Source organism: Pseudomonas sp. BF-RE-21, assembly GCF_019947305.1.
GTDB classification, from domain to species: domain Bacteria; phylum Pseudomonadota; class Gammaproteobacteria; order Pseudomonadales; family Pseudomonadaceae; genus Aquipseudomonas; species Aquipseudomonas migulae.
Map to the genome: position 1 here is coordinate 18,518 of NZ_JAGYGF010000007.1, position 20,758 is coordinate 39,275.

At 61.0% G+C, this 20,758-nt stretch carries 22 protein-coding genes; 16 read left to right on the plus strand and 6 right to left on the minus strand.

What is annotated here, in order from left to right; all coding sequences use genetic code 11:
* Window positions 1–12 precede the first annotated feature (12 nt).
* Both KGB25_RS07445 and KGB25_RS07450 read right to left on the minus strand, forming a co-directional pair.
* Complete coding sequence (locus KGB25_RS07445; RefSeq protein WP_192228055.1) at window positions 13–1,731, minus strand: C13 family peptidase; 1,719 nt, start codon at window positions 1,729–1,731, stop codon at window positions 13–15.
* Between the two features lie 103 nt (window positions 1,732–1,834).
* Window positions 1,835–2,290, minus strand: coding sequence for a MaoC family dehydratase (locus KGB25_RS07450; RefSeq protein ID WP_017341009.1), 456 nt, complete (start codon window positions 2,288–2,290; stop codon window positions 1,835–1,837).
* A gap of 183 nt (window positions 2,291–2,473) precedes the next feature.
* Between KGB25_RS07450 and KGB25_RS07455 the strand changes: the two genes are divergently transcribed.
* The 3 genes from KGB25_RS07455 to KGB25_RS07465 are packed head-to-tail and all read left to right on the plus strand — an operon-like array spanning window position 2,474 to window position 4,150.
* Window positions 2,474–2,836: a CidA/LrgA family protein gene (locus tag KGB25_RS07455; protein WP_008044533.1), complete on the plus strand. Its 363-nt coding sequence runs from the start codon at window positions 2,474–2,476 to the stop codon at window positions 2,834–2,836.
* A complete protein-coding gene (locus KGB25_RS07460) occupies window positions 2,833–3,549 on the plus strand; it encodes an LrgB family protein (protein ID WP_008035079.1) in 717 nt (238 codons plus the stop codon). The genes KGB25_RS07455 and KGB25_RS07460 overlap by 4 nt, the downstream gene beginning before the upstream one ends.
* A gap of 10 nt (window positions 3,550–3,559) precedes the next feature.
* Window positions 3,560–4,150 carry an LON peptidase substrate-binding domain-containing protein gene (locus KGB25_RS07465; RefSeq protein ID WP_008035081.1) on the plus strand — a complete coding sequence of 197 codons (591 nt, stop codon included), beginning with the start codon at window positions 3,560–3,562 and terminating at the stop codon, window positions 4,148–4,150.
* Here the strand turns inward: KGB25_RS07465 and KGB25_RS07470 are convergent, their stop codons facing one another.
* The gene (locus KGB25_RS07470) at window positions 4,151–5,467 is read right to left on the minus strand and encodes a bifunctional DedA family/phosphatase PAP2 family protein (RefSeq protein WP_008044540.1); all 1,317 of its coding nucleotides are present in this window, start codon (window positions 5,465–5,467) and stop codon (window positions 4,151–4,153) included. It lies immediately after the preceding gene.
* 175 nt (window positions 5,468–5,642) lie between these two features.
* Entirely contained in the window at window positions 5,643–6,341 is a 699-nt protein-coding gene (locus KGB25_RS07475; protein ID WP_223434716.1) for a DNA-3-methyladenine glycosylase, read from the minus strand.
* A gap of 177 nt (window positions 6,342–6,518) precedes the next feature.
* On the opposite strand from KGB25_RS07475, the gene KGB25_RS07480 reads away from it, so the two are divergent.
* The 13 genes from KGB25_RS07480 to KGB25_RS07540 all read left to right on the plus strand — a co-directional run bounded on the left by KGB25_RS07480 (window position 6,519) and on the right by KGB25_RS07540 (window position 19,089).
* Entirely contained in the window at window positions 6,519–7,790 is a 1,272-nt protein-coding gene (locus tag KGB25_RS07480) for a glutamate-5-semialdehyde dehydrogenase (RefSeq protein ID WP_008035088.1), read from the plus strand.
* Between the two features lies 1 nt (window position 7,791).
* Window positions 7,792–8,481 (plus strand): nicotinate-nucleotide adenylyltransferase, encoded by a 690-nt coding sequence (nadD, locus tag KGB25_RS07485; RefSeq protein ID WP_085988415.1) that lies wholly within the window; start codon window positions 7,792–7,794, stop codon window positions 8,479–8,481.
* Between the two features lie 72 nt (window positions 8,482–8,553).
* Window positions 8,554–9,048 carry a ribosome silencing factor gene (gene rsfS / locus KGB25_RS07490; protein WP_008035092.1) on the plus strand — a complete coding sequence of 165 codons (495 nt, stop codon included), beginning with the start codon at window positions 8,554–8,556 and terminating at the stop codon, window positions 9,046–9,048.
* Between the two features lie 9 nt (window positions 9,049–9,057).
* Complete coding sequence (gene rlmH / locus KGB25_RS07495) at window positions 9,058–9,525, plus strand: 23S rRNA (pseudouridine(1915)-N(3))-methyltransferase RlmH (protein WP_007937439.1); 468 nt, start codon at window positions 9,058–9,060, stop codon at window positions 9,523–9,525.
* 9 nt (window positions 9,526–9,534) lie between these two features.
* Complete coding sequence (gene mrdA / locus KGB25_RS07500; protein WP_223434717.1) at window positions 9,535–11,430, plus strand: penicillin-binding protein 2; 1,896 nt, start codon at window positions 9,535–9,537, stop codon at window positions 11,428–11,430.
* 31 nt (window positions 11,431–11,461) lie between these two features.
* Window positions 11,462–12,565 carry a rod shape-determining protein RodA gene (gene rodA, locus KGB25_RS07505; RefSeq protein WP_050550375.1) on the plus strand — a complete coding sequence of 368 codons (1,104 nt, stop codon included), beginning with the start codon at window positions 11,462–11,464 and terminating at the stop codon, window positions 12,563–12,565.
* A 17-nt stretch (window positions 12,566–12,582) separates the two neighbouring features.
* Window positions 12,583–13,593, plus strand: a complete 1,011-nt coding sequence (mltB, locus tag KGB25_RS07510; RefSeq protein WP_223434718.1) for a lytic murein transglycosylase B — start codon at window positions 12,583–12,585, stop codon at window positions 13,591–13,593.
* Window positions 13,593–14,603 carry a septal ring lytic transglycosylase RlpA family protein gene (locus KGB25_RS07515; RefSeq protein ID WP_008044546.1) on the plus strand — a complete coding sequence of 337 codons (1,011 nt, stop codon included), beginning with the start codon at window positions 13,593–13,595 and terminating at the stop codon, window positions 14,601–14,603. The genes mltB and KGB25_RS07515 overlap by 1 nt, the downstream gene beginning before the upstream one ends.
* A 182-nt stretch (window positions 14,604–14,785) precedes the next feature.
* Window positions 14,786–15,943 carry a D-alanyl-D-alanine carboxypeptidase family protein gene (locus tag KGB25_RS07520; RefSeq protein ID WP_008035100.1) on the plus strand — a complete coding sequence of 386 codons (1,158 nt, stop codon included), beginning with the start codon at window positions 14,786–14,788 and terminating at the stop codon, window positions 15,941–15,943.
* A gap of 86 nt (window positions 15,944–16,029) precedes the next feature.
* Window positions 16,030–16,305, plus strand: a complete 276-nt coding sequence (locus tag KGB25_RS07525; RefSeq protein ID WP_008022933.1) for a DUF493 domain-containing protein — start codon at window positions 16,030–16,032, stop codon at window positions 16,303–16,305.
* Complete coding sequence (gene lipB / locus KGB25_RS07530) at window positions 16,305–16,952, plus strand: lipoyl(octanoyl) transferase LipB (protein WP_008044547.1); 648 nt, start codon at window positions 16,305–16,307, stop codon at window positions 16,950–16,952. The genes KGB25_RS07525 and lipB overlap by 1 nt, the downstream gene beginning before the upstream one ends.
* Before the next feature lies 1 nt (window position 16,953).
* Window positions 16,954–17,979 carry a lipoyl synthase gene (gene lipA, locus KGB25_RS07535; RefSeq protein WP_008035102.1) on the plus strand — a complete coding sequence of 342 codons (1,026 nt, stop codon included), beginning with the start codon at window positions 16,954–16,956 and terminating at the stop codon, window positions 17,977–17,979.
* A 159-nt stretch (window positions 17,980–18,138) separates the two neighbouring features.
* Window positions 18,139–19,089 (plus strand): LD-carboxypeptidase, encoded by a 951-nt coding sequence (locus KGB25_RS07540; protein ID WP_223434719.1) that lies wholly within the window; start codon window positions 18,139–18,141, stop codon window positions 19,087–19,089.
* A gap of 109 nt (window positions 19,090–19,198) precedes the next feature.
* Here the strand turns inward: KGB25_RS07540 and KGB25_RS07545 are convergent, their stop codons facing one another.
* Window positions 19,199–20,521 (minus strand): lytic murein transglycosylase, encoded by a 1,323-nt coding sequence (locus KGB25_RS07545; protein WP_192228051.1) that lies wholly within the window; start codon window positions 20,519–20,521, stop codon window positions 19,199–19,201.
* Between the two features lie 62 nt (window positions 20,522–20,583).
* Window positions 20,584–20,748, minus strand: coding sequence for an alternative ribosome rescue factor ArfA (gene arfA / locus KGB25_RS07550; RefSeq protein WP_008035105.1), 165 nt, complete (start codon window positions 20,746–20,748; stop codon window positions 20,584–20,586).
* Window positions 20,749–20,758 lie beyond the last annotated feature (10 nt).

Here is a 20,758-nt window from a genome sequence, read left to right on the forward strand (position 1 = left end):
ATACTGATCAGCTTAGTTGCTCTTTGCGTCCTTGCTGTCGATAGAGACACTTTGTAGCGCTTTTCGTGCCTGCTGTTTACGTAACAGCTGCCAATGGGAGAGAACGGTTTTCGGCGCCCAGATTTGCGGTTCAGAGGCTTCGAAACTGTCCGCCAATTCACGCTCGGCCACGGAGGCCTTGGCCAGCTTGAAGGCTTGTTCCAGGTCGTCGGTCTGGTTCAGGGCCTGGGCGAACAGCGCGTCGCCGAAGTAGGTGAAGTTGGCTTCTTCCGAGCACCCGAAGGACACGCGGTCGGCGCGCGACGCGGTCATGATCAGGGTGCGTTCGTCCTTCAGGGCGGGGATGAAACCACCGGAGTAGCAAGACGAAATCACGATGATCTTGTCGCGGTTTTTCAGCGGGGCGAGCACGGCGCCGAGTTCGTTGGCCGGCAGGTCGGACAGCTCCATGCGTGGCTGGTCGAGCACCAGTTCGTGCTCGCTGGTGCCGTGGCTGGTCAGGTAGATGAAGATCAGGTCTTCCGGGCCGCTGCGCTCGGCCAGCGTCAGCGCCGCACGGCGCAGGTTTTCCCGGGTGGCCATCGGCCGGTCGACGAGGTGGTCGCGATGGTTCACCAGGCGGATCTGGCCAAACGCACCGAAACGGCTGGTGAGCATGTTGCTGACGTAATCGGATTCACGCAGGAACACGCTCTGCTTGCCGTCACCGCCGACAGTCAAGGTGTACAACTCGATCGCCGGGGTCGAAGCCGGCACATTGGCCAGCGCGTCTTCGAGCAAGCGGCCCTGTGCCAGCAATCCGAGTTCAAGGCTGTCGGGCAACAGCTTGCCGTCGGCATCGCGTACTCGCTGACCATTGGCCCACGTGCCGCTCTGCACGGTGCCATCGGTCAGCACCAGCGTGCCGCGTCCCTGATAATTGTCGCCGTCGAACTGGCCGATGTAGAAGCTGCCATCTGAAAGGTTCAGTCGACCCTGACCGGTGAAGCGCCAGTCGCTGAACTGGCCGATATAGTGGCTGCCGTCGGCGCCGATCAACTCGCCTTTGCCATTCAGCGAGCCTTCCTTGAACTGGCCGAGCCAGACATCACCGTCGGCGTTTTCGTAGCGGCCCTTGCCGTGCAGTTGGTTGTTCTTGAAGCTGCCGACGTAAATGTCGCCTTCAGCGCTGTTGAATGTCCCGTTGCCTTCCAGCTGACCGTCCTTGAAATGCCCGGTGAACTGATTGCCGCTGGCGTCGCCACGCTGGCCTTCGCCGTTGGGTTTGCCGTGGGCGAACTGACCTTGATACGAGCTGCCGTCTTCGAGTTCCAGACGGCCGAGCCCCGAATATTGATCGGCCTTGAATTCGCCGCGGTAGGTCATGCCGTTTTCTTTGAGGGTGCCTTCGCCTTCGCGCCGACCCGCCTTGAAGCCGCCGGTGTAGCTGCTGCCGCTGGTGGTCAGCGTGCCCTGGCCGTCGAACAGCCCCAGGTTGAAATTGCCGCGATACAGCTCGCCGTTGCTGCCGTGCCATTCGCCCTGGCCGTGCCACTGGCCCTTGTCGAAACTGCCGGCGTACCAGCTGCCGTTCGGGTAATCGACGCGACCCTGGCCTTGCAGCAAGCCGTTGACCAGGTCTCCGCGATAGCGGCCGCCGTCCGGCAGGCGCGCATCGGGCGGCAACAGCGATTCGCTGTCGCCGCAAGCGGTGAGCATCAGGGTCAAGGCAATGAGTGCAAGTGAGCGCATAGCGGGATCCGGGCAATTAGGCGACCGAGTATGCCGCAGCTCTATGACTGAGATATAGAGAGAGGTCGCGAAACAGCGTGAGCTGCTTCGCATCCGGGAGCGTTTACACGAAGCAGAGCGACAGTGGCTCGGCGATATAGGCCGGTTTTTCCGAACCTTCGATCTCGAGCGTGGCGGTGGCCTTGAGCAACCATTGGCCGGGCTTCTTCTCGGTGACTTCGGTCAGATCGACCTTGAGGCGCACTTTCGAATTGACCTTGACCGGCTGAATGAACCGCACGCTGTCGAGGCCGTAATTGACCACCATCTTCAAGCCTTCAGGCAGGATGAGGATGTCTTCCATCAGTTTCGGGATCAGCGACAGCGACAGGAAACCGTGGGCAATGGTGCTGCCAAATGGCGTTTGCGCGGCTTTGACCGGGTCGACGTGGATGAACTGATAGTCTCCAGTGGCTTCGGCGAACAGGTTGATGCGCTCCTGATCGATAGTTAGCCATTCGGAACGTCCAAGTTCCTTGCCGACATAATCTTTGAGCTCTGCAACTGGAACATAGGGCATTGAGACTCTCCTTGGGTTCATCGGTTTTATAGTTTTGAGGTGGGGGGATTTGACCTCCCGGATTACCACTTTAGATCAACATGGCAAATTGCTCCGGTCAACTGACCATGCTTTTGGCGAATGCCGGTCTATAGCGTTGGCATGCTTATAATGCCGGGCGCGATTTTTCGGGGGAGAGGACGGATGTTGTTACGTGGCCTGACCTGGCTGGTGTTGTTCCAATTGCTGGGCACCGCCATCAACCATTTGTTTTTGCCGGTGCTGCCGGGGCCGATCATCGGCCTGCTGCTTCTGCTGGTGTTCCTGATCAGCCGTGGCCAGGTCGGCGAGCCGTTGAGCCTGGCGGCCGGCAGCCTGCTGCGTTACCTGCCATTGCTGCTGGTGCCGCCGGCCGTGGGCGTGATGGTTTACGCCAAGGACATTGCAGCGGACTTCTGGGCCATCGTCGGCGCACTGGTGTTGTCGCTGCTGCTGTCCATGGCGTTCGCCGGTGTGCTGATGCAGCGCATGGTCAAACGCCACGCGCACCGCGAGGACTCGCAATGATCTTCGACTGGCAGGGCGCCTGGGTGTCGGTGATTCATCATCCATTGTTCGGCATCGGCATCACCCTCGGCGCCTATCAGCTGGTGTTGGCGGCGTTCGAGAAAACCCGCTGGATTTTTCTGCAGCCGGTGCTGGTGTCCATGCTGTTGGTCATTGGCGTGCTGGTCGGCTGCGGCCTGACCTACGCCGAGTACCGCAAGAGCACCGAGATCCTCAGTATTTTGCTCGGCCCGGCCACCGTTGCGCTGGCCGTGCCGCTTTACCTCAACCTGCGGCGGATTCGGCAGTTGTTCTGGCCGATATTTACTACGCTGGTGATAGGTGGCGTGATTGCCACCGGCATGGGCGTGTTGCTGGGGTGGTCGTTTGGTGCCGAGCACATGATCCTGATGACCATGGCGCCGAAATCGGTGACCTCGCCGATCGCCATGCTGGTGGCCGAACAGATCGGCGGCGTCGCGGCGCTGGCGGCGGTTTTTGTGTTGATCACCGGCGTGATCGGGGCGATCTTTGGGCCGAGCCTGCTGAACCGGCTCGGCGTCCACAGCCCCGAGGCGCGCGGCATGGCGCTGGGCATGACCGCCCATGCGGTGGGCACGGCCGTGGCGATGCAGGAAAGTGAAGAATGCGGCGCCTTCGCGGCGCTGGCGATGAGTCTGATGGGCGTGGCCACGGCGGTGTTCCTGCCGTTGGCGGTGTCGATGGTGGTGTAAGGAAATGTCTATGAGCCTGCCGCTTTTCCCGCTGAATACGGTGCTGTTTCCGGGCTGCATCCTCGACTTGCAGATTTTCGAGGCGCGCTACCTGGACATGATTGGTCGCTGCATGAAACAGGGCGGCGGCTTCGGCGTGGTGTGCATCCTTGAGGGTGAAGAGGTCGGCATCGCCCCGTCAGGTTATGCGCTGGTCGGGTGTGAGGCGCTGATCACCGATTTCAAGCAGCAGGACAATGGCCTGCTGGGCATTCGGGTGCAGGGCGGGCGGCGCTTTCACGTATTGCGCACCGAGGTTCAGCGCGATCAGTTGACCGTCGCCGAGGTCGAGTGGCTGGAAGACGAACCGGAGCAACCCTTGCAGGATGAGGATGCCGACCTTGTCGCACTGCTCAAGGCCCTGGCCGAACACCCGATGGTCGAAGCGCTGAACATGGGCACCGAAGCGACCGGGCAACAGTCGCTGGCCAATCAGTTGGCGTACCTGCTGCCATTCGCCGAGGTGGACAAGATCGACCTGCTGCAACTCGACGATCCGCAGCAACGACTGGATGCGATCCAGGCGCTGCTCGATGAATTGCAGGGTGAGTTGTTCGCCTGATCAATAGGCATACCGCAACATTGCGTGCGGTAAATGCCGCAACGCAAAGAAGCCAAATAACACCACCATCGCCGGCAACACCAGCCACCAGACTTTGGGTGGCATGGCGTTGAGCGGTGTCTGACGCTGACTCAACCCCAGGCTCGCCGCACACACGCACGCCGCCAGCATGGCGCCGGCCAGCACATCCGTTGGCCAGTGCGCGCCCAGGTACACGCGTGACAAGGCAATCGCCAGCGCCGGCAGGCAACCCAGCAGCAACCAGGTCAGGCGCATCCTTGGCGGTTGTCCGCGACCGGCCAGCACGGCGAGCGTCAGAAACAGCGCGAAAGAGCCCGAGGCATGGCCGCTGGGCATGCTGTAGCTGGTAAGCGGGTCGCTCAGGACTTCCGGGCGCAACCGGGCGAAAAAGTGTTTGGTGAGCGTATTGCCGAGTGCGGTGACGAGCAGCGTGCTGCCAGCGAAAATCGCCTGTCGCCATTGTCGGGTCAGCAGCAGCAAAACGGTCAGCAGGGCGCTGAACAGCAGCATGTTGCGGAACTCGCCGATCAGCGTGAAAGTCACGGCGACTTCATCGAGCATCGGGCTGCGGTGTTCCTGCACCAGCGTCATCAAACCCTGGTCGAGAGCGGTGAGGTGCGGGTAGCCGATAAACAATCCGGCCAGAATCAACAAGCTCATGCTGGCGATCAGTATCGTGGCCTTGCGATGGCGGCGCAGGCTGCTGGTTGCGCTCAGGCCGATCATCACGGCGATGCTGCCGGCGACGATCCCGGCCTCAGGCCAGAAACCTTCCGGTAATGGCAAGCGAATCGCCGCGCCCGTGGCCCAGCCGGGCAGCAGGTAGGCGACGCTCCAGCCGGCAGTGGCAAGCAGGCTGACGGCGACGAAGCGCGGGAACGGCATGTCGAACATCCCTGCGACCATCGGCAGCATCGGCCTTAGTGGCCCGATGAATCGTCCGACCAGCAGGCTGGCGATGCCATAGCGCTGGAAGTAAGCCTCGGCACCGGCGATCCACTCCGGGTGATGGCGCAGGCCGGGCAGGCGCCGGATGTTCTGATGGAAATGTCGCCCAACAAAGTAGGAAACGATATCGCCCAGCACGCCGGCGACGAATCCCAGCAGCAAGGTTTCGCTCAACGACAGTGCACCGCTGCCGGCCAGCACGGCGACGGCAAACAGTAACACCGTGCCGGGTACGATCAGTCCGGCAATCGCCAGGCATTCCACGAAGGCCACGATGAATACCGCCGCAGCCAGCCATTGCGGGTTGACCGTCAGCCATCCGGTCACGCTATCGAGCCATGGGCCCATAAAAACAACTCCATTGAATAATCAATTGGCCTCAAGGGCCGAACGCACTCTTCAAAACACTACAGACCCTTGTAGGAGCAAGCTTGCTCGCGATGGCGGAGTGTCAGGCAACATCTGCTTCGACTGTCAGACCGCTATCGCGAGCAAGCTTGCTCCTACAAGGGATTTTCATTGTTCAAGTGAGCAAAAAATAATCGCGACCTTCGACCTGCCCCCGTCGCAGCGGGTTTCGCGTGCAATACGGCGCGTAAGCCGCATCGACGAAGCGGTACATCAGATGCTCATCGCGCCCATGGGGAATACCCAGGCGTGTGGTTTGAATAATGTGGCCCGGCGCCGGGCCGACATCTTCCACCAGCAGCACTTCATGATCAAAACGCTTGGCGTCCCAGACCGGCACCTTCAAACCCAGCGACTTGCACAACAGCGTTTGCCCGGCACAGAGTTTTTGCGACGGGCGAGGGCGGCCCTGGGCGTCGGGATTGTTCAGCAGCATCTGCGCCAGGCTTGCCGGGCCGCTCAACTCATCGACCCACGGATACGCGGATTTGATCAAAACCGCATTGCCCGGACCTTGAGCGCTGAAATTCAGGGAATCGCCGCCCCGGGCGTAATACATATAAATGTGGCCGCCATCCAGAAACAAAGCCTTACGCTTTTCTGTGTAGCCGAGAGAGGCATGGCTGCCTTTTTCTTCGAAGTAATAGGCTTCGGTCTCGATGATCCGGGCGCTGAGCCACAGTTCACCGACCCGATGCCGTATGACTTTGCCAAGTAAATCCCGGGCCAGCGTTTGCGCATCCCGGTCGAAAAATGCGTCCGGGAGCCCGGTGGGCAGGCCCGCAGCGGTCGCACGAACAGTCAGGTTGGACATGATGAGCGGCATTTATCAAAGCTGATTGAGTCGTGATGATAACAATTTGCAGCTTAATCACGGCTGAACGTCGGCAAATTGCCCTCCATTTCGACCATCCGCCCGTCACCGCTGTTAGTCAGGGGACGCGACAGCTATAATCTGCCGCTTTCATCTTTGCCAAGATCACAGCAGACAATGACTGAGTCCGTTCTCGACTACATGACCCGCCTGGGTCGCGCCGCCCGTGAAGCGTCGCGCATCATCGGCCGTGCCAGCACCGCGCAGAAAAACCGCGCCTTGCAGGCGGCTGCCAATGCGCTGGATGCCGCGCGTGCCGAGCTGACGGCCGCCAATGAGCTGGATCTGGCGGCTGGTCGAGCCAATGGCCTGGAACCTGCGCTGCTGGAACGTCTGGCGCTGACCCCGGAGCGTATCGACGGCATGATCGTCGGTTTGCGCCAGGTTGCAGCGTTGCCGGACCCGGTCGGCGCCATTCGCGACATGAGCTTCCGTCCGTCGGGGATTCAGGTCGGCAAGATGCGTGTGCCGCTGGGCGTCATCGGGATCATCTACGAATCCCGGCCCAACGTGACCATCGACGCCGCCAGCCTGTGCCTGAAGTCCGGCAACGCGACCATCCTGCGCGGCGGTTCCGAAGCGATTCATTCCAACCGTGCCATCGCCGCCTGCATCCAGCGCGGCCTGGCCGAAGCCGATCTGCCGGCCGCCGTGGTGCAAGTGGTCGAAACCACCGACCGTGCCGCCGTTGGCGCGCTGATCACCATGCCTGAATACGTCGACGTCATCGTGCCCCGTGGCGGCCGTGGCCTGATCGAACGCGTCAGCCGTGATGCGCGCGTGCCGGTGATCAAGCATCTGGACGGTATCTGCCACGTTTACGTCAGTGCCCACGCCGATCTGCCGAAGGCCCAGCGTATTGCCTTCAATGCCAAGACTTACCGTTATGGCATTTGCGGTGCGATGGAGACGCTGTTGGTGGATCAAACCGTTGCCAAAGATTTCCTTCCATCGATGGCTGCCCAGTTCCGCGAAAAAGGCGTTGAACTGCGGGGGTGCGAGCGCACGCGGGCAATCATCGATGCCGCAGTGGCCACAGAAGAAGACTGGCACACCGAATACCTGGCGCCGATCCTCTCGATCCGCGTGGTCGACGGGCTGGACCAGGCCATCGAGCACATTAATAAGTACGGCTCCCATCACACCGATTCGATCGTCAGCGAAAACCTCGCAGACACCCGGCGTTTCGTCGCGGAAGTCGATTCGTCGTCGGTGATGATCAACACCCCGACTTGCTTCGCTGATGGCTTCGAATACGGATTGGGTGCCGAGATTGGCATTTCTACTGATAAGCTGCACGCCCGCGGCCCGGTGGGTCTCGAAGGTCTGACCTGCGAGAAGTACATCGTGGTCGGTGATGGCCAGTTGCGCGGCCAGGCGTCGGTCTGACTTGGGCGACCTTAATCCGTCGGCCCCGGTAACCACCAGCGAACCTGCGCCTCGACGTATCGGCATGCTGGGCGGGACGTTCGACCCGGTGCACATCGGCCATTTGCGCGGTGCGCTGGAAGTCGCCGAAGCGCTGGCGCTCGACGAGTTGCGCCTGACACCCAGTGCCAGGCCGCCGCATCGCGGTACGCCGCAGGTGTCGGCGAAGGACCGTCTGGCGATGGTCGAGTGCGCGGTGGCCGGTGTGGCGCCGTTGGTGGTGGACGCCCGCGAATTGCAGCGGGACAAGCCGTCCTACACCATCGACACCCTGGAACTGATGCGCGCCGAACTGGCCGCTGAAGACCAGGTTTTTCTACTTTTGGGCTGGGACGCATTTTGCGGCCTGCCCACTTGGCACCGCTGGGAAGAGTTGCTCCAGCATTGCCACATCCTGGTGCTGCAACGCCCGGATGCCGACAGCGAACCGCCGGATGCCTTGCGCAACCTGCTGGCAGCGCGCTCGGTGAGCGACCCGCTGGCCCTTAAAGGGCCGAGCGGACAGATTGCATTCGTCTGGCAGACGCCGCTCGCGGTATCCGCCACCCAGATCCGTCAACTGCTGGCCAGCGGTAAGTCGGTACGTTTCCTGGTGCCCGACGCGGTCCTGGCCTACATCGATGCGCACGGACTTTACCGTGCGTCGAACTGAAAAAGGGTGCGCTTCAAGGCACGTGAATGCGTGTAGCGAAGCGCCCGAACATACGAGCAAAACGAGTTTTATATGACTGACAAAGACGTAGCTAAAGTAAAGCGCAAAGGCACATTCAAGAGCGCCCCGCTGCCAGTAGAAGCTCCAACCGGCCCTGAGCTGGCTGGCGAAGCGCTGGTCAAGGTTGCCGTGGCAGCCCTGGAAGACGTGAAGGCCCAGGACATCCAGGTCATCGACGTTCGTGAAAAGCAGAGCATCACTGACTTCATGATCATCGCCACCGGTACGTCCAACCGCCAGATCGGCGCCATGCTGGACAAGGTCCGCGAAGCCGTCAAAGCCCAGGGCGTCAAGCCTTTGGGTGAAGAAGGCAAGGGCGACAGCGACTGGGTCCTGCTGGATATGGACGACGTCATCGTGCACATGATGACCGCCTCGGCTCGCCAGTTCTACGACCTGGAGCGCCTGTGGGCCGGTGCAGAGCAGAGCCGTTCGGCCAGCGCTGCGCATCACAGCCCGGAAAACACCCACGAGCATTTCACCAAGCTCAACAAAGACCAGCTGTAAGGGATTGCTGTGCGACTGCGACTGATCGCCGTCGGTTCACGCATGCCCAAGTGGGTGGAAGAAGGCTGGCATGAATATGCCAAGCGTCTTCCGTCCGAGCTGGCGCTGGAACTGGTGGAAATACCGCTCAACACCCGTGGCAAGAACGCCGACGTGGCACGCTTCATCCGTCAGGAAGGCGAAGCCATGCTGGCCAAGGTCGGGCCGAACGAGCGCGTTGTCACCCTCGAAGTCCACGGCAAGCCCTGGAGCACCGAGCAGTTGGCGGTCGAGCTCGATCGCTGGCGGCTGGACTCGCGCACGGTGAATTTCATGGTCGGCGGCCCCGAAGGGCTGGCGCCGGAAGTGTGTGCGCGGGCCGATCAGCGCTGGTCGTTGTCACCGTTGACGTTGCCGCACCCGCTGGTGCGGATTCTGATCGGCGAACAGCTGTACCGTGCCTGGACAGTTCTGTCCGGCCACCCTTACCACAAGTAGTTCTGCCTCATGTCCCAGCCGATCCGCATCAAGGACCACGAAAAAGACGCCCGTCTGGTGCGTGGCCGCGTCGTGTTCGGGGCTATTGCAGTGGTGGTGCTGATCGGCGTGCTGATCGCTCGCCTGTATTTCCTCCAGGTGATCCAGTACGAGTACCACTCGACCCTGTCGGAAAACAACCGCGTCCATGTGCAGCCGATTCCGCCGACCCGCGGATTGATCTTCGACCGCAATGGCGTAGTGGTGGCCGACAACCGGCCCAGCTTCAGCCTGAGCATGACCCGCGAGCGTTCCGGCGACTGGCAGCAAGTGCTCGATGTGATCGTCGAAGTGCTGGAGCAGACGCCCGAGGATCGGGTGATCTTCGAGAAACGCATGCGCCAGGGGCGTCGGCCATTCGAGCCGGTGCCGATCCTGTTCGAGCTGACCGAAGAGCAAATCGCCCGCATCGCCGTGAACCAGTTCCGCCTCCCGGGTGTGGAAGTGGTTGCGCAGCTGGTGCGGCATTACCCGCAGGGCGCGCACTTTGCGCACTCGGTGGGTTACATGGGGCGGATCAACGAGAAAGAGCTGAAGTCTCTCGATCCGGTCAATTACAGCGGCACCCACCACATCGGCAAGACCGGCATCGAGCGTTTCTACGAGCCCGAGCTGCATGGCCAGGTGGGTTACGAAGAAGTCGAAACCAACGCACGAGGCCGCGTTTTGCGGGTGCTCAAGCGTACCGATCCGATTCCCGGCAAGGACATCGTCCTGAGCCTGGACATCAAATTGCAGGAAGCGGCCGAAGCGGCACTCGGTGGTCGCCGTGGTGCGGTGGTCGCGCTGGACCCGAAAACCGGCGAAGTGCTGGCAATGGTCAGTCAGCCGAGTTTCGACCCGAACCTGTTTGTGACCGGCATCAGCTTCAAGGCTTATTCCGAACTGCGTGATTCCATCGACCGGCCGCTGTTCAACCGCGTGCTGCGTGGTCTTTACCCACCGGGTTCGACCATCAAGCCCGCGGTGGCCATTGCGGGCCTGGACTCGGGCGTTGTCACCGCGTCGACCCGGGTCTTCGACCCCGGCTACTACATGCTGCCCAATTACGATCACAAGTATCGCAACTGGAACCGTACCGGTGACGGCTACGTCGATCTGGACACGGCGATCATGCGGTCCAACGACACCTACTTCTATGACCTGGCCCACAAGCTGGGGATTGATCGCTTGTCGGCCTACATGGGCAAGTTCGGCATCGGCCAAAAGGTCTCGCTGGACATGTTCGAAGAGTCGCCGGGGCTGATGCCGTCCCGTGAGTGGAAGCGCGCGACCCGGCGCCAGGCCTGGTTCCCGGGTGAAACGCTGATTCTCGGGATCGGTCAGGGCTACATGCAATCCACGCCGCTGCAACTGGCCCAGGCCACGGCGCTGGTGGCCAACAAAGGCGTGTGGAACCGTCCGCACCTGGCCAAGACCGTCGAAGGCGAGCGGCCGAAGGATGACAACCCGATGCCGGACATCATCCTGCGCGATCCGTCCGACTGGACCCGGGTCAACCACGGCATGCAGCAAGTGATGCACGGTGCGCGCGGTACGGCGCGCAAGGCTTCGATCGGCGCGCAATACCGGATCGCCGGCAAAAGTGGTACCGCCCAGGTGGTCGCGATCAAGCAGGGCGAGAAGTACGACCGTTCGAAGGTTCAGGAACGTCATCGCGACCACGCCTTGTTTGTCGGCTTCGCGCCGGCCGACGACCCGAAAATCGTGGTGTCGGTGATGGTCGAGAACGGCGAGTCCGGTTCCGGTGTCGCCGCGCCTGTGGTGCGTCAAGTCATGGACGCCTGGCTCCTCGACCAGGACGGCCGACTGAAAGCCGAATACGCCAGCCCTATCAGTGCGGAGGCTACGGCCCGTGAAGAGTAATTTCGATCGCATCCTCTCCAGCGAGGATGTGATGCGTCGCCGTGCGACGCTGTTGCAACGCATGCACATTGACGGACCGCTGCTGATCCTGCTGCTGACCCTCGCCGCCGGCAGCCTTTTCGTGCTGTATTCCGCCAGCGGCAAGAGCTGGGACCTGCTGGCCAAGCAAGCCACTTCCTTCGGCATCGGCCTGGTGTCGATGATCGTAATCGCCCAATTCGAGCCGCGCTTCATGGCCCGTTGGGTGCCGGTCGCTTATGTCGTCGGCGTGCTGTTGCTGGTGGTGGTGGACGTCATGGGCCACAACGCCATGGGCGCCACGCGCTGGATCAACATTCCGGGGGTGATCCGCTTCCAGCCTTCGGAGTTCATGAAGATCCTGATGCCGGCGACCATCGCCTGGTACTTGTCCAAGCGCACCTTGCCGCCGCAGCTCAAGCATGTGGGCGTCAGTCTGTTCCTGATCGGTTTGCCGTTCATTCTGATCGTGCGTCAGCCCGACCTCGGCACTTCGCTGTTGATCCTGGCGGGTGGGGCATTCGTTTTGTTCATGGGCGGGCTGCGCTGGCGCTGGATCATCAGCGTGCTGGCCGCCGCCGTGCCGGTGGCCGTGGGGATGTGGTTTTTCATCATGCACGACTACCAGAAGCAACGAATCCTGACGTTCCTCGACCCGGAAAGCGATCCGCTGGGCACCGGCTGGAACATCATTCAGTCGAAAGCCGCCATCGGTTCCGGCGGCGTGTTCGGCAAGGGTTGGCTGCTGGGCACGCAATCGCACCTCGATTTCCTGCCGGAAAGCCACACCGACTTCATTATTGCGGTGATGGGTGAAGAGTTCGGCCTGGTGGGCATCTGCGCACTGCTGCTGATTTACCTGCTGTTGATCGGTCGCGGGCTGGTGATTACCGCCCAGGCCCAGACATTGTTCGGCAAACTGCTCGCGGGCGCCCTGACCATGACGTTTTTTGTTTACGTTTTCGTCAACATCGGTATGGTCAGTGGCCTGTTGCCGGTTGTAGGGGTGCCGTTGCCGTTCATTAGCTACGGAGGAACTTCGCTGGTAACGCTGCTGTCAGCGTTTGGGGTTTTGATGTCGATCCATACCCATCGCAAGTGGATCGCACAGGTTTGAATAAGGTGAAGATTTCAATGCAAGTAATGCGTGGCTGGGCGACTCGATACGCGCCATGGGTCGGCCTGGTAAGCATCCTTGGCACAGCGCAGGACGCGTTGGCCGGCGATTACGAAGGCTCACCCCAGGTGGCCGGCTTCGTCGGTGAAATGACCCGCGACTACGGTTTTGCCGGTGAACAGCTGATGGGCGTGTTCCGCGAAGCCGAGCGTAAGCAGTCGATTCTGGACGCGATCTCCAAGCCCGCCGAACGGGTCAAGCAGTGGAAAGAATATCGCCCGATGTTCATCACCGACGCGCGCATCGCACGCGGCGTGGATTTCTGGCGGCAGCACGAGGCGGTACTCGCCCGTGCCGAGCAGGAATATGGCGTACCGGCCCAGGTGATTGTCTCGATCATCGGCGTTGAGACCTTTTTTGGTCGAAATACCGGCAATTACCGGGTAATCGACGCCTTGTCGACCCTGGGTTTCGACTATCCTCCCCGTGCCGAATTCTTCCGCAAGGAATTGCGTGAATTCCTGTTGCTGGCCCGGGAAGAGCAGGTCGATCCATTGACCCTCAAAGGTTCCTACGCCGGGGCGATGGGCTTGCCGCAGTTCATGCCGAGCAGCTTCCGCGCCTATGCGGTGGACTTCGACGGTGACGGCCACATTAATATCTGGACCAATCCGGACGATGCCATCGGCAGCGTCGCCAGTTACTTCAAGCGTCACGGCTGGGTGGCCGGCGAACCGGTGGTCAGCCGCGCCGATGTGCGTGGCGATCAGGTCGACGAAGGTTTGACCACCGGCATCGAACCGACTAAAACCGTCGGGGAGTTGCGGGCTCTAGGGTGGTCAAGTCATGATGCGCTGCGCGATGATATGCCGGTCACGGCATTCCGCCTGGAAGGTGACAATGGCCCTGAATACTGGGTGGGCCTGACGAATTTTTACGCAATCACGCGTTATAACCGCAGCGTGATGTACGCCATGGCAGTACATCAACTGTCTGAACAGCTGGTCCAAGCACGGGGCGTCAAGTAATGCGGGCATTGCCTATGAATAAACCCCTGAAGCTGATGGCATTCGCCGCGTTGGCAGTGCTGGTCGCCAGTTGTTCGACCAGCCGCGCACCGTCACAGAAATCATCCACCGCCGTGCGCTCGGCGCCGGGGCTGGACATCAACCGCGCCCACAAAGATGGCGCACCGTGGTGGGACGTCGACGTATCGCGCATCCCGGATGCCACGCCGACCCTGCACACCGGTCCTTACAAGGCCAACCCGTACACCGTGCTGGGTAAGACTTACTTCCCGCTGCAAGAATCCAAGACCTACGTCGCCTCGGGCACGGCGTCCTGGTACGGCACCAAGTTCCACGGCCAGAACACCGCCAATGGCGAGGTTTACGACCTGTATGGCATGAGCGCCGCTCACAAGACCTTGCCACTGCCGAGTTACGTTCGGGTGACCAACCTCGACAACAACAAGTCAGTGATTTTGCGGGTCAACGATCGCGGGCCATTTTACTCGGATCGCATCATCGACTTGTCCTACGCTGCCGCGAAGAAACTCGGCTACGCCGAAACCGGCACCGCACGGGTCAAGGTCGAAGGCATCGACCCGCAGCAATGGTGGGCGGCCAAAGGCCGTCCGGCGCCTTTGATGCTCAACGAGCCGCAAGTAGCGCAAAATGCCGCGCCGACGATTACCGCATCGGCCGGCACGGTCGAGCAATGGACGCCGCCGCCGCAGCAACATGCCGCGGCCGTTGTGCCCGTGCAGATCGATGCAAAAAAAAACGCTTCTGTACCAGCCTCTGGCCAGTATCTGCAGGTGGGCGCGTTCGCCAACCCGGACGCTGCAGAACTCCTGAGATCGAAGCTCAGCGGGATGGTGAGCGCTCCGGTGTTCATCAGCTCGATCGTGCGCAATCAACAGACACTGCATCGGGTGCGCTTGGGGCCGATCGGCTCGCCGGGTGAAATCCAGCAAGTGCAGAACAGCGTGCGCCTGGCCAATCTCGGTTCGCCGAGCGTGGTCACCGCCGAGTAATACGTAGTACTTGATTGACGGTTCACTTGCGGTTTTGAGGGGTGAACCTGGTTGTTGGCTCGTTGAAGAACAAAAGCCCGGCAAGGGTTCTGAGTGAACGACTGAACACGCGACAGCTCGTTAGAAAGCTGTCTGATTAGTTTTGCCTTCGGGCAGTTTCCATTAGCGATTTCGAGAGACGGATGAACATCACCACCTTTGCCAAACGCCTGTGCCTTCTAGTCCCGCTGCTCCTCTCGCCTGCCGCTTTCGCGGTCGAGATGATGCCGTCGCCGCCACAACTGGCCGCCAAAGCCTATGTGCTCATGGATGCCAGCAGCGGCAACGTGCTGGTCGAGAACAACGGTGACCAGCGTCTGCCACCAGCCAGCCTGACCAAGCTGATGACCGCGTACATCGCGACCCTGGAAATCCGTCGCGGCCAGATCGGCGAAAACGACCCGGTGACCGTCAGCGAAAACGCCTGGCGCACCGGCGGTTCGCGGATGTTCATCAAAGTCGGTTCGCAAGTGACCGTCAGCGACCTGCTGCACGGCATCATCATTCAGTCGGGTAACGACGCCAGTGTTGCGCTCTCCGAGCACATCGCCGGCAGCGAAGACGCTTTCGCCGACATGATGAACAAAACCGTGGCCGACCTGGGCATGACCAACAGCCACTTCATGAACCCGACCGGTCTGCCGAACCCTGAGCACTACTCGTCGGCTCACGACATGGCCGTGCTGGCTCGCGCGATCATCCACGAAGACCCGGCTCACTATGCGATCTACTCGCAGAAAGAGTTCTTCTGGAACGGCATCAAGCAACCTAACCGTAACCTGCTGCTGTGGCGCGACAAGACTGTCGACGGTCTGAAAACCGGCCACACCGATGAAGCCGGCTACTGCATGGTGTCTTCGGCCGTACGTGATGGCATGCGCCTGATCGCCGTGGTGTTCGGCACCAACAGCGAAGTGGCACGTGCGTCGGAAACCCAGAAGCTGCTGACCTACGGTTTCCGTTTCTTCGAAACCCAGACCTTCTATCAGAAAGGCGCCGAGCTGGCTCAGGCCCCTGTCTGGAAAGGCTCCACCAATCAAGTCAAGGCCGGCCTGGCTGAAGACCTGACCATGACCCTGCCAAAAGGCCAGCTGAAAAAGCTCGCTGCCAGCATGACCATGAACCCGCAACTGGTTGCGCCAATCGCCAAGGGCGACGTGATCGGTAAAGTCGAAGTCAAACTGGACGACAAGGTGGTGCACAGCGCTGACCTGATCGCTCTGGATGGCGTCGAAGAGGGTGGTATCTTCCGTCGCATGTGGGATAGCATCCGTCTATTCTTCTACGGCTTGTTCAACTGAATTAGTGTGCACCTGCATGGTCCCGCGCTCATCCGGCGCGGGGTCATGCCCGTCGCCACGGCTTACGCTTACGAGGCCGTTACGCCATGACCGATACTGAAGTAAAGGCGCCCAAGATCGAATTCCCCAACGTTGATTACCCGGTTAAGGTGATCAGCGATACCGGTGTTGGCAACAAAGACAGGATCATCGAGATCGTCAAGAAACACGCGACGATCAACCATGACCGTGTGGATGAACGCCAAAGCACCAACGGCAAATACACCACGATTCAATTGCACATCGTCGCCACCGACCAGGACCAGCTGTACAACATCAACAGCGAACTGCGGGCTACCGGCTTCGTGCACATGGTGCTGTGATGTCTGGCACGCTGGGCTTTCGCGAGCTCGGCCAGATGGCGTACGAGCCGGTCTGGCATGCCATGCAACGCTTCACCAACGAACGCGGCAGCGATGCCGCGGACGAAATCTGGCTGGTTGAGCACCCACCGGTGTTCACCCAGGGCCAGGCCGGCAAGGCCGAGCACTTGTTGCTGCCGGGGGATATTCCGGTGGTGCAGGTCGATCGCGGTGGTCAGGTGACTTATCACGGTCCCGGCCAGTTGGTCGCCTATCTGTTGCTCGATGTGCGCAAGCTGGGTTTTGGCGTGCGTGACCTGGTCACCCGCATGGAACTCTGCCTGATCGAGCTGCTGGCCAGCTACGGCGTGACGGCTGCGGCCAAGCCGGATGCACCGGGTGTCTACGTCGATGGGGCGAAAATCGCTTCCCTGGGTCTGCGGATCCGCCACGGTTGTTCCTTTCATGGCCTGGCCCTGAACGTGGACATGAACCTGGAACCGTTTCGACGGATTAATCCCTGCGGCTACGCCGGGCTGGCGATGACCCAGCTGAGCGATCACGCAGGATCGATTGAATTTGCCGAGGTAAGTGCCCGGCTGCGCGCGCAGCTCGTCAAACACCTCGACTATGCTGAGCAGACGACCCTAACGGGCGGAATCGACTGATATGACTACTGATGCAGTGCAAACCATGATCCCGACGCTGGATGTCACCGAGCGTCCGGCCCCGCGTGCCAAGGTTGAAGCCGGCGTCAAGCTGCGCGGCGCCGAGAAGGTTGCACGCATCCCGGTAAAGATCATTCCTACCACCGAACTGCCGAAGAAACCTGACTGGATCCGCGTGCGCATCCCGGTTTCCCCGGAAGTCGACCGCATCAAGGCGTTGCTGCGCAAGCACAAGCTGCACAGTGTGTGCGAAGAAGCGTCCTGCCCGAACCTGGGCGAGTGCTTCTCCGGCGGCACCGCGACCTTCATGATCATGGGCGACATCTGCACCCGTCGCTGCCCGTTCTGCGACGTCGGCCACGGCCGTCCGAAACCACTGGACGTGAATGAGCCGGAAAGCCTGGCCATTGCCATCGCCGACCTGAAACTGAAATACGTAGTGATCACTTCGGTTGACCGCGACGACCTGCGTGACGGCGGTGCCCAGCACTTTGCCGACTGCATCCGCGAAATCCGCAAGCTGTCGCCGAACGTGCAGCTCGAAACCCTGGTCCCGGATTACCGTGGGCGCATGGACGTGGCGCTGGAAATCACCGCCGCCGAGCCACCGGATGTGTTCAACCACAACCTGGAAACCGTGCCGCGCCTGTACAAGGCTGCGCGTCCGGGTTCGGACTACCAGTGGTCGCTGACCTTGCTGCAACGCTTCAAGCAGATGATGCCGCACATTCCGACCAAGTCCGGCCTGATGCTGGGTCTGGGCGAGACCGACGAAGAAGTCATCGAAGTCATGAAGCGCATGCGCGAGCACGACATCGACATGCTGACCCTCGGCCAGTACCTGCAACCGTCCCGCAGCCACTTGCCGGTGCAACGTTTCGTGCACCCGGACACCTTCGCCTGGTTCGCCGAGGAAGGTTACAAGATGGGCTTCAAGAACGTCGCTTCCGGTCCGTTGGTACGTTCCTCGTACCACGCCGACGAGCAGGCGAAGCTGGTTAAAGCTGAACTGATCTCGTCGTTGTAACAAAACGCCCGCAAGGCTTTTCAGCCTTGCGGGCATTTTTTTGCCGTGCCTACGGCAACTACAGTCTTTTCCTGCACGCTGTGGGGCGACTGTCCCTCTTCTGTTTATTCCCGTTCCTGACTACTGTGTGCAGAAGCTTTCGCGCAGGGAGATTCATGGATGACCGTTCGACCGACCCACACTCTTTTTCCCCATAAACCCGTTCCGGCCTTGCCCTCGCAAGGGCTGATCGGCGTCATTGCGCCCGCAGGCCCCGCTGCACTGGACACCGATAAGGCCATCAGCTGGATGCGCGCGCGCGGTTACGCGTTGCGGATTTTCCCCGGTGTGTATGAGCAGGACGGCTACCTGGCCGGCAGCGACGATGTGCGGCTCAATGACCTGCACGCCGCGTTCGCGGACAGCGAGGTCGATGCGATCATTTGCCTGCGCGGTGGTTACGGCACGCCGCGTTTGCTCGATCGCATTGATTTCGAACTATTGCAGAACAACGCCAAGCCGTTCATCGGCTACAGCGACATCACCGCGCTGCACATGGCAATCAGCCGTTATGCCGGGTTCGTGACTTTTCATGGCCCGCTGCTCAACGCTGATTTGTTGGGGGACAAGCAAAAACCTACCGAGTCCTCGTTTTTCAACATGCTCAGGGGGCAGGTGAAGGCCGGCAGTGTGTTGACGCACCCGGTGGCTTACCCGTTGACCACAATCGAGCCAGGTATCGCTCACGGGCGCTTGCTGGGCGGTAATCTGTCGATGATTGCCGCGACCATGGGCACGCCTTATGAAATCGAGGCCGAGGGCGTCATCCTGCTTCTCGAGGACATCAACGAGCCGTTGTATCGCATCGACCGGCTGCTGACTCATCTGCGTCTGGCCGGCACGCTGGGCAAGTTGCGCGGGGTTCTGGTGGGGGATGTGGCCGGGGTCGATTCGATTGCGCTGGAGCGGTTGCTCAAGCAGACGTTCGAGCCGTTGCGGATTCCGGTGTTGTCGGGGTGGCGCAGCGGGCATTGCGATCCGAACCTGACGTTGCCGATGGGGGCATTGGTCCGGCTGGATGCGGGCAATAAGGAATTGGTGTTGGAGCAGGATGTGGTTATCAAGCGATAGTTCTACAGCGCCTGATAGTCAGTCTTCGCGGGCAAGTCGGATCGCCGCACCGCTCGCTCCTACAGGTGTTACATATCCATTGTAGGAGCGAGGCTTGCCCGCGAAGCTTTTAGCGGTTACGCAAGCCTTCGAGCAGCTTATGCGTCGGATACCCGTCCGCCGGCCAGCCAAACGACTGCTGGGCGCTGCGGATCGCTTTGCGGGTGTTGGCGCCGATGATGCCGTCGGCGGTGCCCGCTTCGTATTTCTGCGCGCTCAACAAGTTTTGCAGCTCGATCCGTTCGGTACGGCTCAGCGGCAAATCATCCTTGGGCCAGGTGCCATTGATGAACCCCGCGCCGTTGAAGCGCTCGGACAACAAACTGACGGCCAGCGCATAGGACGACGAGTTGTTGTACTTGAGGATCGCACGGAAGTTGTCGAGCACCAGGAATGCCGGGCCACGATAGCCCGCCGGCAACAGCAGGGCCGCCGACAGGTGTTCCGAACCGGCCGGAACCTGGCCGCCGTTAGGCAGCGTGACGCCTAATTGCTGCCATTCGGCGACGCTCTTGCGAATCGAGCCATCGGCCAGCACGTAGTTGAAGCTGCCCGGCAGCTGCACTTCAAAGCCCCATGGCTGGCCTTTCTGCCAGCCAGAGCTTTGCAGGTAGTGCGCGGTCGACGCCAGGGCGTCGGCAGAGCTGCCCCAGATGTCGCGACGGCCGTCGCCATCAAAGTCCACGGCGTGGGTGTTGTAGGTGGTCGGGATGAACTGGGTCTGGCCCATGGCGCCGGCCCAGGAGCCGAGCATTTTCTCTGGCGCGATGTCGCCCTGTTGCAGGATCTGCAGGGCCGCGATCAATTGCGCGTGGGCGAAACCAGGGCGCCGGCCTTCGTAGGCCAGCGTCGCCAGGGAGTTGATCACCGACTTGCTGCCCTGAAACTGGCCGAAGTTACTTTCCATGCCCCACACCGCGACCAGTGCCTGACGATCGACGCCGTAGCGTTGTTCGATGCTTTGCAGGATGTCGGCGTACTGGCTGACCAGTGCCTGACCTTTGCGCACGCGCAGCGGCGACAGGGCGCCATCGAGGTATTCCCACACCGGGCGGGAAAACTCCGGTTGGCTGCGGTCGGCACGGATCACGCTGGTGTCCAGGCTGACATTGGCGAAGGCGCGGTCGAACAGGTCGGCGCGGATGCCGGCGGCCAGCGCATCCTTGCGGAAACCCGCCTGCCATTCGGCAAAGGTCTGGGTCGGCTGGATGTCGAGATTTTCACCGGTCGGCACCACGGGCGGGATCACCGCAGGGGCTGTCGCGACGGGAAGGGTCTGAAGCGGTTGGGCGTCGGCGGCGGTCGGTTTTTCCGCGCAGGCGACAAGCAGAACGAGGCTGGAGGCAGCAATCAATTGGCGCAAATGCCAACGACGGGAAATACAAAGGGGCATGCACGGGTCCAGGGAATACGGATCAGGTGCAGACCTTAACATGTTGAGCGATGGCTTGCCTTTCAGGCCGCCAGAAAGTAAGAAGCCTCCCAGTTGTCAGACTGGAAGGCTTCGCGGCGGTAGCTGCCTTTGCCCTTGCCGGCTCGTTCCTGACGGCTGCGGAACAGTGGCTGGGCGATGATGGATTTGGCCTTGTTGGGGCCATGTTTAGATGGCTTTTTGCTCATGATCGGATCT